Genomic DNA, 14,942 nt, shown 5'->3' with positions numbered 1-14,942 from the left:
TCCGTCGTGCGATTGCCCACATCAGAACCGGGGCGTACTGTGACCGGTGAAGCCGTGAAACCATAATAATGACAAGATCGAGCACCGCCCCATGGACAGCCATCTGCTGAGTGATCGTAGCAGCGTGTTTCGTCACGCTGACCCTTACGCCGTCTCCGACTATGTCAACCAGCACGTCGGCCAGCACTTCATCGGCCTGTCCAGGACCGCCCATCCGCAAGCCAGTCTCAATCACCGCAAACTTGCCGATCTCGATCTCGCACGCATCAGTTATGGCGGCAGTGTTCGCGTGACATCGCCGGCGCTGGAAACCGTTTACCACCTGCAAGTCCTGCTGCAAGGCAATTGCCTGTGGCGCGGGCACAAACACGAGCAGCATCTGGTGCCGGGCGAACTGTTGCTGATCAACCCGGACGATCCGGTCGATCTGACCTACTCGGACGATTGCGAGAAATTTATTCTCAAGGTGCCGGTCAGTGTCCTTGAAACAGTGTGCGACGAGCAGCGCTGGATACGCCCGGCGAGCGGTATTCGATTCCTGCGCAATCACTATCAGCTGAATGAGCTGGAAGGTTTCACCAACCTGCTGGCAATGGTCTGCCAGGAAGCCGAGGCCAGCGATCCGTTGTTGCGGGTGCAGGAGCATTACGCGCAGATCATCGGCAGCAAACTGATTTCGCTGATGAACACCAACGTCAGCCGTGAATGCCTGAGCTCACCCAACATCAGTTTTGAACGCATCCTCGATTACATCGAACGCAACCTTAAACGCGACTTGCCCGCCGAACATCTGGCCGCGCAAGCCAGCATGAGCCCGCGCTCGCTGTACACCTTGTTCGAACGCCAACTGGGCGTCACGCCGATGCAATACATCCGCCAGCGCAAGCTCGAACGCATCCACGCCTGCCTTAGCGACCCGAGTTGCCCGGTGCGCAATCTGACTGAACTGGCACTGGATTACGGCTTCCTGCACCTGGGCCGCTTCTCCGAAAGCTATCGCCAACAGTTCGGCGAACTGCCGTCGCAGACCTTCAAACGCCGCCACTGATACCTCCCTTCGAAACACGCTGAATCATCTGCCGGACCATCCTGCACAAAACGGATAGCGGTCTGCAGGATTCGGCTATTGCCCCGCGCATCGCCTCCCTAATCTGACCTGGCCTGAACAATAACAATGGAGGCCCCGGCCATGTCCCTGGGAATCGACTACCTCAATGCCATGCTTGAAGAAGACAAGGAGAAGGGCGCCTACCGCTGCAAGCGGGAGATGTTCACCGATCCGCGTCTGTTCGAACTGGAGATGGCGCACATCTTCGAGGGCAACTGGATTTACCTCGCCCACGAAAGCCAGCTCCCCAACAACAACGACTTCCTGACCACCACCATGGGGCGCCAGCCGATCTTCATCGCGCGCAACAAGGACGGTGTGCTCAACGCGTTCCTCAATGCCTGCAGCCATCGTGGCGCGATGTTGTGCCGGCACAAATCCGGCAACCGCTCCAGCTACACCTGCCCGTTCCACGGCTGGACGTTCAACAACAGCGGCAAACTGCTCAAGGTCAAGGACCCGAGCGAGGCCGGTTACCCGCAAGGCTTCAACTGCGAAGGCTCCCATGACCTGACCAAAGTTGCGCGGTTCGAATCCTATCGGGGTTTTCTGTTCGGCAGCCTGAACGCCGAGGTCAAATCCCTCGCGGAGCATCTGGGCGAGTCGGCGAAAATCATCGACATGATCGTCGACCAGTCGCCAGAAGGCCTGGAAGTATTGCGTGGCTCCAGTTCCTATATCTACGAAGGCAACTGGAAACTCACCGCCGAAAACGGCGCCGACGGCTACCACGTCAGCTCCGTGCACTGGAACTACGCAGCGACTCAAAATCAGCGCCAGCAACGCGAAGCGGGCGAAGCGATCAAGACCATGAGCGCCGGCAGTTGGGCGAAAAAGGGCGGCGGTTTCTACTCCTTCGATCACGGTCACCTGCTGCTCTGGACCCGCTGGGCCAACCCCGAAGACCGTCCCGCTTATGAGCGCCGCGACGAACTGGCCCGTGATTTCGGCCAGGCCCGCGCCGACTGGATGATCGAAAACTCGCGCAACCTGTGTCTGTACCCGAACGTGTACCTGATGGATCAGTTCAGTTCGCAGATCCGCATCGCCCGGCCGATTTCCGTCGACAAGACCGAAATCACCATTTACTGCATCGCCCCCAAAGGCGAGAGCGCCGAGGCCCGCGCCAAGCGCATTCGCCAGTACGAAGATTTCTTCAATGTCAGCGGCATGGCCACGCCGGATGACCTGGAAGAGTTCCGCTCGTGCCAGACCGGTTACGGCGCCGGGCGCGGCTGGAACGACATGTCCCGAGGCGCGACCCATTGGGTTGAAGGTGCCGACGCTGCCGCCGAGGAAATCAACCTCAAGCCATTGCTTTCCGGCATGCGCACCGAGGACGAAGGTCTGTTCGTGCTGCAACACAAGTACTGGCAGGAAACCATGCTCAAAGCCGCTGCCACCGAGCCACAACTGATCTCTGTGGAGGCCGTGTGATGAGCAACCTCTACGACACCGTGCGCGATTTTCTCTACCGCGAAGCGCGTTATCTCGATGACGGCCAATGGGATCAATGGCTGGAACTGTACGCCGCCGACGCGACTTTCTGGATGCCGGCCTGGGACGATAACGACACGCTCACCGAAGACCCGCAAAGCGAAATCTCGCTGATCTGGTACGGCAACCGTGGCGGCCTCGAAGACCGCATCTTCCGGATCAAGACCGAGCGCTCCAGCGCGACCATTCCCGACACCCGCACCTCGCACAACCTGAGCAACATCGAGATCGTCGAGCACAGCACCGACCAGTGCCAGGTGCGCTTCAACTGGCACACCCTGAGCTTCCGCTACCAGGTCACCGACAGCTACTTCGGCAGCAGTTTCTACACCCTCGATCTGCGTAGCGAACAGCCGCTGATCAAGGCCAAGAGAGTCGTGCTGAAAAACGATTACGTCCGTCAGGTCATCGACATCTACCACATCTAGTCGACACGACGAGGTGCACCATGAATTTCCAGATTGCGCTTAATTTTGAAGACGGCGTCACCCGTTTCATCGAGGCTGGCGGCCATGAAACCGTGGCCGACGCGGCGTACCGACAAGGCATCAACATCCCGCTGGATTGCCGTGACGGCGCCTGCGGCACCTGCAAGTGTTTCGCCGAAGCCGGGCGTTACGACATGGGCGACAACTTCATCGAAGACGCCTTGAGCGCCGACGAGCTTGCGCAAGGCTATGTGCTGACCTGCCAGATGCGCGCTGAAAGCGATTGCGTGGTGCGAGTGCCGGCTGGCTCGCAGGTGTGCAAGACCGAGCAGGCGAACTTCCAGGCCTCGATCAGCGCTGTCCGGCAGTTGTCGGAGAGCACCATTGCCTTGTCGATCAAGGGCGAAGCGCTGAGCAAACTGGCGTTCCTGCCGGGTCAGTACGTCAACCTGCAAGTGCCCGGTAGCGAGCAGAGTCGCGCCTACTCCTTCAGCTCGTTGCAGAAGGATGGCGAGGTCAGCTTTCTGATTCGCAACGTGCCCGGCGGCTTGATGAGCAGCTTCCTCACCGGGCTGGCCAAGGCTGGCGACAGCATGAACCTGGCCGGGCCGTTGGGCAGTTTTTACCTGCGGGAAATCAAGCGGCCACTGCTGTTGCTCGCCGGCGGCACGGGCCTGGCACCGTTCACCGCGATGCTGGAGAAAATCGCGGAGCAGGGCAGCGAACATCCCGTGCATTTGATCTACGGCGTGACCAATGATTTCGATCTGGTCGAGCTCGACCGCCTCGAAGCCTTCGCCGCGCGCATCAGTCATTTCAGCTTTGGTGCGTGCGTGGCCAACCCGCAGAGCGCGCACCCGCTCAAGGGCTACGTCACCCAGCACATCGAGCCGCGCCACCTCAACGCAGGCGACGTCGACGTGTACCTGTGCGGGCCGCCGCCGATGGTTGAGGCGGTCAGCCAATACATCCGTGAGCAGGGCATCACCCCGGCGAATTTCTACTACGAAAAATTCGCCGCTGCGGCTGCCTGAAACCCTTCTTTCGAGGTTGTCATGAACAACAGATTCTCCAACAAGGTCGCGCTGGTCACTGGCGCGGCGCAGGGTATCGGCCGCCGTGTGTGCGAACGCCTGTTGCGCGAAGGCGCGCAAGTGGTTGCCGTCGACCGCTCCGAGCTGGTTCACGAGCTGCAAGGCGAGGGTGTTCTCGCGTTGACCGCCGACCTTGAGCAATACGCCGATTGCGCGCGGGTCATGGTCAAGGCGATCAACACTTTCGGCCGACTCGACATCCTGATCAATAACGTCGGCGGCACGATCTGGGCCAAGCCCTTCGAGCACTACGAAGTCGAACAGATCGAAGCGGAAGTGCGTCGCTCGCTGTTCCCGACCCTGTGGTGTTGCCACGCCGCGCTGCCGTACATGCTCAAGCAAGGGCGCGGCGCCATCGTCAACGTCTCGTCGATTGCCACCCGCAGCGTCAATCGCGTGCCGTACGGCGCGGCCAAGGGTGGCATCAACGCACTCACCGCGTGCCTGGCCTTCGAAAACGCCGAGCGTGGCATTCGCGTCAACGCCACCGCACCGGGCGGCACCGAAGCTCCGCCGCGACGCATCCCGCGTAATGCCGGCGAACAGTCGGCGCAGGAGCAGGCCTGGTATCAGGAGATCGTCGCGCAAACCCTCGACAGCAGCCTGATGAAACGCTACGGCAGCCTCGATGAACAGGTCGGCGCGATCCTCTTTCTCGCCTCCGACGACGCCTCGTACATCACCGGTGTGACCTTGCCGGTCGGTGGCGGCGACCTCGGTTGATCACTCTGTAAAGGACACAGACATGCAGCGAATTCTGATTGAAAGCCTGTCGACGATCATCGTCGACTTGCCGACCATCCGCCCGCACAAACTGGCGATGCACACGATGCAGAAGCAGACCCTGGTGATTCTGCGCCTGCGTTGCAGCGATGGCATTGAAGGTATCGGCGAAGCCACCACCATTGGCGGTCTCGCTTACGGTTATGAAAGCCCGGAAAGCATCAAAGCCAATATCGACGCGCATCTGGCCCCGGCGCTGGTGGGCATGGAAGCGAACAACATCAACGCGGCGATGCAGCGGCTCGACAGGATCGCCAAGGGCAATACTTTCGCCAAGTCCGGCATCGAAAGCGCATTGCTCGATGCTCAAGGCAAGCGCCTCGATATGCCGGTCAGCGAGCTGCTCGGCGGCCGCGTACGTGACAGCCTTGAAGTGGCCTGGACCTTGGCCAGCGGCGACACCGCCCGCGACATTGCCGAAGCCGAACAGATGCTCGAGGCGCGCCGCCATCGCATCTTCAAACTGAAGATCGGCGCCAACCCGCTGGAACAGGATCTCAAACACGTCGTGGCGATCAAAAAGGCCCTCGGCGAGCGCGCCAGTGTGCGCGTCGACGTCAACCAGTATTGGGACGAGTCCCAGGCAATTCGCGGCTGTCAGGTACTGGGTGACAACGGCATCGACCTGATTGAACAGCCGATCTCGCGGGTCAATCGTTCCGGACAGATTCGTCTGAACCAGCGCAGCCCGGCACCGATCATGGCCGATGAATCGATCGAAAGTGTCGAGGACGCCTTCAGCCTCGCCGCCGACGGCGCCGCCAGTGTCTTCGCCCTGAAGATCGCCAAGAACGGTGGCCCGCGCGCTGTGCTCAGAACCGCACAAATCGCCGAAGCCGCCGGCATCGCGTTGTACGGCGGCACCATGCTCGAAGGCTCCATCGGCACGCTGGCCTCGGCGCACGCCTTCCTCACGCTCAGGCAACTGACCTGGGACACCGAACTGTTCGGCCCATTGTTGCTGACTGAAGACATCGTCACCGAAACGCCGCAGTACCGCGATTTTCATCTGCACATCCCGCGAACTCCAGGCCTGGGCCTGACGCTTGATGAAGAGCGTCTGGCGCGTTTTCGCCGCCACTGAATCAGGAGAGCCACCATGCTGTTCCACGTAAAAATGACCGTGAAATTGCCCGTCGATATGGACCCGTCACTGGCCACCCGGCTCAAGGCTGACGAGAAGGAAATGGCGCAACGGCTGCAACGCGAAGGCGTATGGCGGCACCTGTGGCGCATCGCCGGGCACTACGCCAATTACAGCGTGTTCGACGTGCCGAGCGTCGAGGCACTGCACGACACGCTGATGCGCTTGCCGTTGTTCCCTTACATGGATATCGAGGTCGATGGCCTCTGCCGGCATCCGTCGTCGATCCACAGCGACGATCGCTGACCCAACCCGGTCCCTGTAGGAGTGAGCCTGCTCGCGATAGCGGTGTGTCATTCAGCATCGATGGTAACTGGCAGACCGCTATCGCGAGCAGGCTCACTCCTACAAGGGACGGTGCTGGAACTCAAGAACTGCGTCGACAAAACAACAAGATGAGGTAAACCACCATGACCGTGAAAATTGCCCACACCGCCGAGTTGCAAGCCTTCTTCAAAGAAGCCGCCGGTTTTGCCAACGACGAGGGTAATTCCCGTCTGAAAACCATCGTCCTGCGCATTTTGCAGGACACCGCGACAATCATCGAAGACCTCGACATCAGCGAGGACGAGTTCTGGAAAGCCGTCGATTATCTCAACCGCCTGGGCGGTCGCTCAGAGGCCGGGTTACTGGTCGCAGGGCTGGGTATCGAACACTTTCTCGACCTGTTGCAGGACGCCAAGGACGCGCAGATCGGTTTGACCGGCGGCACGCCGCGCACCATCGAAGGGCCGCTGTATGTGGCCGGAGCACCCCTGTGCGAAGGCGAATGCCGCATGGATGATGGCAGCGAGGAGGGCATCGCCACCGTGATGCGCCTCGAAGGCCAGGTGTTCGATCTTCACGGCCAACCGTTGGCCGGTGCCACGGTTGACCTGTGGCACGCCAACACCAAGGGCACTTACTCGTTTTTCGACCCGAGCCAGTCCGAGTACAACCTGCGTCGACGCATCATCACCGACGCCGAAGGCCGTTACCGCGCGCGCAGCATCGTGCCGTCCGGATATGGCTGCGACCCGCAAGGCCCGACCCAGGAATGCCTGAACCTGCTTGGTCGCCATGGCCAGCGTCCGGCCCATGTGCACTTTTTCATCAGCGCCCCGGGGCATCGGCATCTGACGACGCAGATCAATCTGTCGGGCGACCAATATCTGTGGGACGACTTTGCTTATGCGACCCGTGAAGGGCTGGTCGGGGAAGTGCTGTTCCACGAGGACGACGTCTCTGGACGCCATGCCGAGCTGAAGTTCGACTTTCAGCTGCAACCGGCGCCGGATGCCAGTGCCGAACAACGCAGCCAACGCCCACGTGCATTGCAGGACGCTTGATACCGAGTCGTCAGTGCCCCTCACCCTAACCCTCTCCCAGAGGGAGAGGGGACTGACCGGGGGATCTTGAGCGCTACGTCGACCTGAACGATATTTGCCGAATCCAACCCGGTTGTTCAGGTCGATGCATACCGCAAGACAACACGGTCGGCTCCCTCTCCCTCGGGAGAGGGCTGGGGTGAGGGGAGTGACCGAGGTGATCTTGAGCACTACGTCGACCTGAACGTTTGTACTGAATCCAACCCGGTTGTTCAGGTCGATGCATACCGCAAGACAACACGGTCGGCTCCCTCTCCCCCGGGAGAGGGCTGGGGTGAGGGGAAATCAGACCTAAGGTAATGCGAAAAAGATATTGGCTACGTATTTTTAAGATCGTTTAGTTTTGTCGCAACGACGAACCAAAACGCATCAAACCGACAGACCCGATTGCCATGACGGCACACGCTGAATCGATCACAGGCTCTTCAAGTTTGATTCACACGGGAGTGAATCATGCCGCATACCCTCGACATCACCGCATTACCGACCCTTGATCTGTCCTTGTTCGAAGGCACGGCGCAGCAGCGTTACGCGTTTCTCGAAGACTTGCGCCAGGCGGCCCGCGACGTTGGGTTCTTCTATCTGACCGGCCATGGCATCGACTCTGCTTTGCTCAAGCAAGTGCAAGAACACGCTCGCCAGTTTTTCGCCTTGCCTGACAGCGCCAAAGCAGCGGTCGGCATGATCAACTCGCCGCACTTTCGCGGTTACAACCGTGCTGCCTCCGAGATCACCCGTGGCCAACCCGACTGGCGCGAACAGTTCGATCTGGGCGCCGAGCGCGAGGCCTTGCCAATACAAGCGGACAGCCCGTTCTGGGCGCGGCTGCAAGGGCCCAACCAGTGGCCGGCGGCATTGCCGGAATTGAAACCCTTGTTGCTTGAATGGCAGCAGGCGATGACGCACATGTCCCTGCGTTTACTGCGCGCCTTCGCTCAGGCCTTGTCGCTGCGTGCCGATGCTTTCGATCAGCTCTACGGCGACCGACCCAACGAACACATCAAGCTGATGCGCTATCCCGGTCAGTCGCGCGAGGCGAGCCATCAGGGCGTCGGCGCGCACAAGGATTCCGGGTTCTTGAGTTTCCTGTTGCAAGACCAGCAGGCCGGTCTGCAAGTCGAGATCGAAGAGGGCCGCTGGATCGATGCGCTGCCACGGGAGAACACGCTGGTGGTGAACATCGGCGAACTGCTCGAACTCGCTTCCAACGGCTATTTGCGTGCCACGGTACATCGCGTCGTGTCGCCGCCGCAGGGTAGCGAACGCCTGTCCATCGCGTTCTTCCTCGGCGCACAACTCGACGCCACGGTGCCGCTGTACCCATTGCCCACCGCGCTGCTACGCGAGGCGCGCGGGCCGGCGAGTGATCCGCTCAATCCACTGTTTCGCGACGTCGGCTGGAATTACCTCAAGGGACGTCTGCGCTCGCACCCCGATGTCGCGCAACGCTTCTATGCCGACGCGCTGCTGCCACCAGCGCCAGTGCGCAAAACCGCCTGATTCATCACTCGCTCAAGGATTATCGATATGTTGAAACAAGCCGGTTTGACCCTGGCCGTGCTCGGCGCACTGGTGACTTCATTCAGTGCTCAGGCACTGGAACCGTTGCGCGTCGCCGCCGACCCGGTGCCTCACGCGCAGATCCTTGCGTACATCCAGAAAATCGATCCGCAACTCAACCTCAAGGTCATCGAAATCCCCAACGGTGTGAACTCCAATGAGCTGTTGGTGCACGGTGATGTCGACGCCAATTACTTCCAGCATTTGCCCTATCTGAAATCCCAGGAGCAGGCGCTCGGCGAGAAACTTGCGGTGGCCGCCACCGTGCATATCGAACCCTTGGGCATTTACTCGCGTCGCCACAAAAGCTTCGCTGACGTGCCGAATAAAGGCACCGTCGCTGTACCGAACAACGTCACCAACCTGAGCCGCGCGCTGTACCTGTTGCAAGACAATGGCTTGATCAAACTCAAACCCGGTTTCAACGATCCGGCCACTGATCAGGCAACACCGAAAGACATCGCCGAAAACCCGAAACAGCTGAAGATTCTCGAAATCGAATCACCGCAGATCCCGCGCTCGCTGGACGATGTCGATCTGGCGGTGATCAACGGCAACTACGCGCTCGACGCAGGCCTGGTGCCGGCCAAGGATGCCTTGGGCCTGGAGAAAGCCGAGCACAATCCTTACGCCAATATTCTGGTGACCACCCCGAAACTGCAGAACGACCCACGTATCGCGCAACTGGCCAAGGATCTGACTTCGCCGCAAGTCGCCAGGTACATCACCGATCACTTTGCCGGTTCGGTGATTCCAGTGGCAGGCAGCCAGCCATGATCACCGTCGAGCAATTGAGCAAAACCTATCCGTCAGCGACGCAACCGGCACTGCATCAGGTATCGCTGAGCATTCCCGACGGCGCGGTCTATGGGATTCTCGGGCGCAGCGGCGCGGGCAAGTCGACGCTGTTGCGTTGCCTCAATCTGCTCGAACGTCCCGACAGCGGACGGATTCTGCTCGATGGCGTCGATCTGATGAAGCTGTCCGCCAGCGATCTGCGCCAGCAACGCCAGCGCATCGGTATGATCTTTCAAGGCTTCAACCTGCTGCATTCACGCACGGTCTTCGACAACATTGCCGTACCGCTGGAGATCGCCAATGTCGGCAAACCGTGGCGTCACGTGCGGGTACGCGAGCTGCTGGAACTGGTCGGTTTGACTGACAAGGCGCAGGCGTTTCCTTCGCAATTGTCCGGTGGCCAGAAACAGCGCGTGGGCATTGCCCGTGCGCTGGCGGCGGAGCCGGCATATTTGTTGTCGGACGAAGCGACCAGTGCCCTCGACCCGGAAACCACCGCATCGATTCTGGAACTGTTGCGTGACATCAATCGGCAACTGGGGTTGACCATTGTGCTGATCACCCACGAACTGGACGTGGTCAAGTCGATCTGCGATCACGCGGCGTTCATGGCCAACGGGCGGATGGTGGAGGCTGGGCCGGTGCCGCGTCTGATGGCTGATCCACAATCGAGCCTGGGCAGTTCGTTGCGCCCGACCTGCGGATTACCGCTGGGGCATGCGGCCCCCGGCCTGAGTTTTCTCAAACAGTACGGCGTGCGGGCAGCACAATCATGAATCGCTCAATCGACTGGTATGAAATCCTGCAACTGGTGCTCAACGCCACCGGGGAAACCCTGTACATGGTGCTACTCGCCGGGTTGTTCACGCTGCTGATCGGTTTGCCGCTGGGCGTGTTGCTGTTTATCAGCCGCCGCGGTGGGCTTTACCCGATGCCACGGCTGAATACCGCGTTGAGTGCACTGGTCAACCTCGGCCGTTCGCTGCCGTTCGTGGTGATGCTGATTGCCCTGATTCCACTGACCCGACTGGTGGTCGGCACGACCCTGGGCAGCACCGCCGCCGTAGTGCCGATCACCATTGGCGCGTTTCCATTCTTCGCGCGCATCGTCGAAAACGCGCTGGACGAAGTCGACAAGGGCCGCATCGAAGCAATCCTCGCCATGGGCGGCGACATCGGCCATGTGATCTTCAAAGTGCTGTTGCCCGAAGCGCTGCCGGCGTTGCTGGCTGGGATCACCTTGACGCTGGTGATGCTGATCGGTTTTTCCTCGATGGCCGGGGTGATCGGTGGCGGCGGGCTCGGCGATCTGGCGATCCGTTACGGCTATCAGCGCTTCAACAATGAAGTCATGGTTGCCACTGTCGTGGTGTTGGTCATCCTCGTTCAAGGCGTGCAGAGCCTGGGTGATCGATTGGTTCGTTCGCTGGCTCATCGCCGCTAAGGAATTTTATGAGTGCGCCTGTCGCCGTAGCCCGCGAGCCGCTGATTCGTGTGCGTGAGCTGAGCAAATCCTTTGCTTCGAACCGCGCGCTGGATCGCGTCAGTCTGGATATTTATCCCGCCGAAGTGGTGGCCTTGCTCGGTGCCAATGGCGCGGGCAAGTCGACCTTGGTGAAGATCCTGGCGGGCAGTCAGACTGCCGATGCCGGCGAGATCAGTGTCGAGGGTCAGAATCTCTGTTTCAACTCGCCGTTGTCTGCGCGCCGGGTCGGGATTGTCGCGGTGCATCAGCAGATCAACGATGGCATCGCCCCAGGTTTGAGCGTGGCCGAGAACCTGCTGCTCGATGAGTTGTGCAAGCCGGACGCGGACTTCTGGCTCAATCGTAAACGCCTGCTTGCGCGCGCTGCGAACATTGCTGCCGGCCTCGGTCTGACCTTGCCGCTGGAGCAACCGATCGAACATTTGGGGCAGGCCGAGCGCCAATTGGTGGTGCTGGCGCGGGCCTTTGCCCTGCAGCCGCGCCTGCTGATTCTCGATGAGCCGACGGCGGCGCTCTCCGATGCCGAGGCGCAGCGCCTGTTCGCCTTGATCGACACCTTGCGTAGTCGTGGGGTGGCGATTGTGTACATCTCCCATCGACTGTCCGACCTGCAACGCGTGGCCGACCGCGCCATCGTCCTGCGTGATGGACGGATGGCGGGTGACTTCACGGCACAGCAATTGCCCGAGGCGGTCAGCGCCATGCTCGGCCAGGCGCTTGGCGAGCATGCGTATGTGCCGCGCGTGCCAGGGCGAGCAGTGTTGCAGCTTGCCGCGATGAAGATACTGCCACGCTCTCAAGCCTTCGATCTGACCCTGCATGAAAACGAGGTGGTGGTGCTCACCGGGCTGTTGGGCGCCGGTAAAAGCGAGATTGCCGAAGCGCTGTTCGGTTTGCGTCACGCGACGTCAGGTAGCGTGCGACTGGACGGTGTCGAAGGGTTTGCGCGGTCGCCACGAGAGGCGATTCAGCGCGGTGTTTTTTTCGCCGCCGAAGACCGCGCCAGTCAATCGCTGGTGCCGGACTTTTCCCTGCGTCGTACGCTGACCTTGCCGTTTCTCGAGCGCTTCAGCCGTGTCGGTTTCATCCGCAACCGCGCCGAAGCGGCAGCGGTCGAGGCACAAGTGGCGGCGCTGGGGATCAAGACTGCCGGTATCGATGTGCCGATGACCGCGTTGTCGGGCGGCAATCAACAGAAAGTCGTGCTCGGCCGCTGGCTGCTCGGCGAAGGGCGGGTATTGATCCTTGATGAACCCTTTCAAGGCGTCGACGTGCGCGCCCGCCGCGACATCGGCCAACTGCTGCGCGACAGCGCCGAGGGGCGCGCGACTTTAGTGATTTGCGCCGACGTCGATGAAGCCCTGGAAATTGCCGACCGCATTCTGCTGGTGCGCGATCACGCGGTGGTCGCCGAGTACCCGCGTGCCGGCCTCAATCGTGCTGATCTGGTTGCCGCACTGGCCGGCAGCGACGTGACCGAACATTCCCCTCAAGCCACGCCAAGGAGCAGAGCGAGTGCCTGATTCAAGTTCCCTGTTATCGACCCATGTGGCGCCCGCCGAACGCTTGCTGCAAGCCTTGATTCGCTATGGCCTGTTATGGCTGCTGGCGCTGATCGTGGTGTTTTTCAGCGTTGCCGAACCAGCGTTTCTGCGGGTCGGCAACCTGTTCAGCATTCTGCAGTCGGTTTCGATTGTGGCGCTGCTGGCGCTGGGTGTGACGTTGACCATGGCGGTCGGCGGCCTCGACCTGTCGATTGGCGCGGTGGCGGCGATGAGCCTGATGATTGCCAGTTACGTGATGGTCGTGCTCGGCTGGGGCGCGGTGCCGGCGGTGTTGATCAGCCTTGCCGGCGGTGCGCTGGTCGGGCTGCTCAACGGTTGGCTGATCGTCAAATTGCGCGTGCCGGACATTCTCGCAACGCTCGGCAGCATGTTTCTGGTGATCGGTGTGCAACTGATTCCCACGGGTGGACGCTCGATTGCCGTCGGCATGACCTTGCCCAGCGGCGAAGAAACCGAGGGCACCTTCAGCGCTGCGTTTCTCGCGTTGGGGCGCGGGCGGTTGTGGGAGGTGGTGCCGATTCCGGTGTTGATCACTGCCGTGGTTGCGCTGGCGGTGTGGCTGTTTCTAGAACGTACGCGCATTGGCCGTCTGTTCTATGCCATCGGTGGCAACGAGCAGGCGGCGCGGCTTGCCGGTGCGCCGGTGCAGCGCTTCAAGTTGTTGGCCTACGTGCTCTCGGCGGTGCTGGCGTCACTGGGCGGTGTGTTGCTCGCGGCGCGGCTGGGGCGCGGTGATGTCAGTTCCGGCAACGGTCTGGTGCTCGACGCGTTGGGGGCAGCGCTGATCGGTTTTGCCGTGCTCGGCGCAAAGAAGCCCAATGCGTTCGGCACGTTGATCGGTGCGCTGCTGGTGGCGTCGCTGCTCAATGGCCTGACCATGCTCAACGCGCCGTATTACGCGCAGGATTTCGTCAAGGGACTGGTGCTGGTGCTGGCCCTGATGTTCACCTTCGGCCTCGCGCATCGGGCGCGCTGAGCCGCATTCATTCAAGGAAGTGCTATGCACGGTTCAATCAAACAGTTCGTTGCCGGTGCGTTGCTCTCGGCCATGGCCCTGAGTGTTCAGGCACAGGCCTTGCCCGGTGCACCGGCACCGTTCGATAAAGGTCAGGTGCAGATCGCGTTGGTGGGTTACCTGTTTTCCGGGGATTTCCCCGAGGCGTATTTGCGCGGTGTAGAGCAACAGACTGAAGCGCTGGGCGCCCATTTGCGGGTGTTCGATGCGCGGCAGCAAGCGGCGAGTCAGGGCGAGATGATCGATCAGGCGATTGATCTGGGCGTCGACGGCATCATCGTCCAGCTCGGGCTCGCCGAAACGCTGAAAGCGCCGATTGACCGGGCCATTGCCAAAGGCATCAAAGTCGTCGCCTTCGACGTTGACCTGAACACGCCGCAAGTGACCCAGGTCGAGCAGGATCACCACGCTTTGGCACGCCTGGCACTGGATCAAGCGGTGAAGGACAACGGCACGCGTTTCGATGCTGGCTACGTCTACATCAGCGGCTTCACGCCGATGGAGCGGCGCGACGAGATCTGGAGCCAAGTGAAGCAAGCCAATCCGGGGATCATCGAAAAGGCCCGTTTCGGCACGCTGAACCCGCCGATTGCCAATTCAGTGGCCGATCAGGCCAGTGCGGTGCTCCGGGCGAATCCGGGGATCAGCGTGATCTTTGCGCCGTTCGATGAATTCGCCAAAGGCGCGAAAATCGCCGTGGATGAAGCGGGTTTGGCGAGCAAAGTGAGGATCTACAGCGCGGACATTTCCACCGCCGATATCCAGATCATGAAAGAGCCGGACAGCGCCTGGGCCGCGACGGCGGCGGTCAATCCGCAAGTGGCCGGGGCGATCAGCGTACGCAGTCTGGCGATGTTGATTGCCGGGGAAAATCCTGGGCATCAGGTGCTGGTGCCGCCGACACTGATTACCCGTCAGCAACTGCTGGATCTGGACGTGAAAAACGTTCGAGATCTGGCGCAGAAACTCCCGGCCTTCGGTGATACCGCTAACGTCGCGCGGGCACCGTGGATTCCGGTGGTCAACTAGAACATTTGCCACGACATCGCCCATGTGGGAGCGAGCCTGCTCGCGAAGAGGTCTGACCAGTTGATATC

15 protein-coding genes are annotated in these 14,942 nt (G+C 60.8%); all 15 read left to right on the top strand.

Going from position 1 to position 14,942, the window contains the following annotated elements; genetic code table 11:
• The first annotated feature begins 91 nt into the window (after positions 1-91).
• The 15 genes from ACIPIZ_RS03540 (at position 92) to ACIPIZ_RS03470 (ending at position 14,874) form a co-directional block, all read left to right on the top strand.
• Positions 92-1,048 carry an AraC family transcriptional regulator gene (locus ACIPIZ_RS03540; RefSeq protein WP_064390414.1) on the top strand — a complete coding sequence of 319 codons (957 nt, stop codon included), beginning with the start codon at positions 92-94 and terminating at the stop codon, positions 1,046-1,048.
• 141 nt (positions 1,049-1,189) lie between these two features.
• On the top strand, positions 1,190-2,545 hold the full coding sequence (benA, locus tag ACIPIZ_RS03535; RefSeq protein ID WP_401163998.1) for a benzoate 1,2-dioxygenase large subunit: 1,356 nt from the start codon (positions 1,190-1,192) through the stop codon (positions 2,543-2,545).
• Positions 2,545-3,033, top strand: coding sequence for a benzoate 1,2-dioxygenase small subunit (benB, locus tag ACIPIZ_RS03530; protein WP_064390412.1), 489 nt, complete (start codon positions 2,545-2,547; stop codon positions 3,031-3,033). The genes benA and benB overlap by 1 nt, the downstream gene beginning before the upstream one ends.
• A 20-nt stretch (positions 3,034-3,053) precedes the next feature.
• Positions 3,054-4,067: a benzoate 1,2-dioxygenase electron transfer component BenC gene (benC, locus tag ACIPIZ_RS03525; RefSeq protein ID WP_064390411.1), complete on the top strand. Its 1,014-nt coding sequence runs from the start codon at positions 3,054-3,056 to the stop codon at positions 4,065-4,067.
• A 21-nt stretch (positions 4,068-4,088) separates the two neighbouring features.
• Positions 4,089-4,850: a 1,6-dihydroxycyclohexa-2,4-diene-1-carboxylate dehydrogenase gene (locus ACIPIZ_RS03520; RefSeq protein WP_401163994.1), complete on the top strand. Its 762-nt coding sequence runs from the start codon at positions 4,089-4,091 to the stop codon at positions 4,848-4,850.
• 22 nt (positions 4,851-4,872) lie between these two features.
• Positions 4,873-5,994, top strand: a complete 1,122-nt coding sequence (locus ACIPIZ_RS03515; RefSeq protein WP_401163991.1) for a muconate cycloisomerase family protein — start codon at positions 4,873-4,875, stop codon at positions 5,992-5,994.
• Between the two features lie 15 nt (positions 5,995-6,009).
• Positions 6,010-6,300 carry a muconolactone Delta-isomerase gene (gene catC, locus ACIPIZ_RS03510; RefSeq protein ID WP_401163988.1) on the top strand — a complete coding sequence of 97 codons (291 nt, stop codon included), beginning with the start codon at positions 6,010-6,012 and terminating at the stop codon, positions 6,298-6,300.
• Between the two features lie 164 nt (positions 6,301-6,464).
• A complete protein-coding gene (gene catA, locus ACIPIZ_RS03505) occupies positions 6,465-7,382 on the top strand; it encodes a catechol 1,2-dioxygenase (RefSeq protein ID WP_064390407.1) in 918 nt (305 codons plus the stop codon).
• A 492-nt stretch (positions 7,383-7,874) separates the two neighbouring features.
• Entirely contained in the window at positions 7,875-8,921 is a 1,047-nt protein-coding gene (locus ACIPIZ_RS03500; protein WP_122854470.1) for an isopenicillin N synthase family oxygenase, read from the top strand.
• Positions 8,922-8,948: 27 nt separating this feature from the next.
• Positions 8,949-9,758 carry a MetQ/NlpA family ABC transporter substrate-binding protein gene (locus tag ACIPIZ_RS03495; protein WP_105707694.1) on the top strand — a complete coding sequence of 270 codons (810 nt, stop codon included), beginning with the start codon at positions 8,949-8,951 and terminating at the stop codon, positions 9,756-9,758.
• On the top strand, positions 9,755-10,555 hold the full coding sequence (locus ACIPIZ_RS03490) for a methionine ABC transporter ATP-binding protein (protein WP_082355451.1): 801 nt from the start codon (positions 9,755-9,757) through the stop codon (positions 10,553-10,555). The genes ACIPIZ_RS03495 and ACIPIZ_RS03490 overlap by 4 nt, the downstream gene beginning before the upstream one ends.
• Positions 10,552-11,223 carry a methionine ABC transporter permease gene (locus tag ACIPIZ_RS03485; protein WP_064390404.1) on the top strand — a complete coding sequence of 224 codons (672 nt, stop codon included), beginning with the start codon at positions 10,552-10,554 and terminating at the stop codon, positions 11,221-11,223. Before ACIPIZ_RS03490 ends, ACIPIZ_RS03485 begins: the two co-directional genes overlap by 4 nt.
• A gap of 8 nt (positions 11,224-11,231) precedes the next feature.
• Positions 11,232-12,788, top strand: coding sequence for a sugar ABC transporter ATP-binding protein (locus ACIPIZ_RS03480; RefSeq protein ID WP_401163983.1), 1,557 nt, complete (start codon positions 11,232-11,234; stop codon positions 12,786-12,788).
• Positions 12,781-13,806 (top strand): ABC transporter permease, encoded by a 1,026-nt coding sequence (locus ACIPIZ_RS03475; RefSeq protein ID WP_122854468.1) that lies wholly within the window; start codon positions 12,781-12,783, stop codon positions 13,804-13,806. Before ACIPIZ_RS03480 ends, ACIPIZ_RS03475 begins: the two co-directional genes overlap by 8 nt.
• Positions 13,807-13,830: 24 nt before the next feature.
• The gene (locus tag ACIPIZ_RS03470; RefSeq protein ID WP_064390401.1) at positions 13,831-14,874 is read left to right on the top strand and encodes a substrate-binding domain-containing protein; all 1,044 of its coding nucleotides are present in this window, start codon (positions 13,831-13,833) and stop codon (positions 14,872-14,874) included.
• Positions 14,875-14,942: the final 68 nt, after the last annotated feature.

The sequence above is a fragment of the Pseudomonas sp. NPDC087690 genome, from assembly GCF_044743175.1.
Classification (GTDB): domain Bacteria; phylum Pseudomonadota; class Gammaproteobacteria; order Pseudomonadales; family Pseudomonadaceae; genus Aquipseudomonas.
This window is presented reverse-complemented; position numbering and strand designations above follow the sequence as displayed.

Excerpts from the sequence above, each read along its gene's own strand:
- ACIPIZ_RS03540 (WP_064390414.1), top strand. The coding sequence starts at position 92 with ATGGACAGCCATCTGCTGAGTGATCGTAGCAGCGTGTTTCGTCACGCT.
- benA (WP_401163998.1), top strand. The coding sequence starts at position 1,190 with ATGTCCCTGGGAATCGACTACCTCAATGCCATGCTTGAAGAAGACAAG.
- benB (WP_064390412.1), top strand. The coding sequence starts at position 2,545 with ATGAGCAACCTCTACGACACCGTGCGCGATTTTCTCTACCGCGAAGCG.
- benC (WP_064390411.1), top strand. The coding sequence starts at position 3,054 with ATGAATTTCCAGATTGCGCTTAATTTTGAAGACGGCGTCACCCGTTTC.
- ACIPIZ_RS03520 (WP_401163994.1), top strand. The coding sequence starts at position 4,089 with ATGAACAACAGATTCTCCAACAAGGTCGCGCTGGTCACTGGCGCGGCG.
- ACIPIZ_RS03515 (WP_401163991.1), top strand. The coding sequence starts at position 4,873 with ATGCAGCGAATTCTGATTGAAAGCCTGTCGACGATCATCGTCGACTTG.
- catC (WP_401163988.1), top strand. The coding sequence starts at position 6,010 with ATGCTGTTCCACGTAAAAATGACCGTGAAATTGCCCGTCGATATGGAC.
- catA (WP_064390407.1), top strand. The coding sequence starts at position 6,465 with ATGACCGTGAAAATTGCCCACACCGCCGAGTTGCAAGCCTTCTTCAAA.
- ACIPIZ_RS03500 (WP_122854470.1), top strand. The coding sequence starts at position 7,875 with ATGCCGCATACCCTCGACATCACCGCATTACCGACCCTTGATCTGTCC.
- ACIPIZ_RS03495 (WP_105707694.1), top strand. The coding sequence starts at position 8,949 with ATGTTGAAACAAGCCGGTTTGACCCTGGCCGTGCTCGGCGCACTGGTG.
- ACIPIZ_RS03490 (WP_082355451.1), top strand. The coding sequence starts at position 9,755 with ATGATCACCGTCGAGCAATTGAGCAAAACCTATCCGTCAGCGACGCAA.
- ACIPIZ_RS03485 (WP_064390404.1), top strand. The coding sequence starts at position 10,552 with ATGAATCGCTCAATCGACTGGTATGAAATCCTGCAACTGGTGCTCAAC.
- ACIPIZ_RS03480 (WP_401163983.1), top strand. The coding sequence starts at position 11,232 with ATGAGTGCGCCTGTCGCCGTAGCCCGCGAGCCGCTGATTCGTGTGCGT.
- ACIPIZ_RS03470 (WP_064390401.1), top strand. The coding sequence starts at position 13,831 with ATGCACGGTTCAATCAAACAGTTCGTTGCCGGTGCGTTGCTCTCGGCC.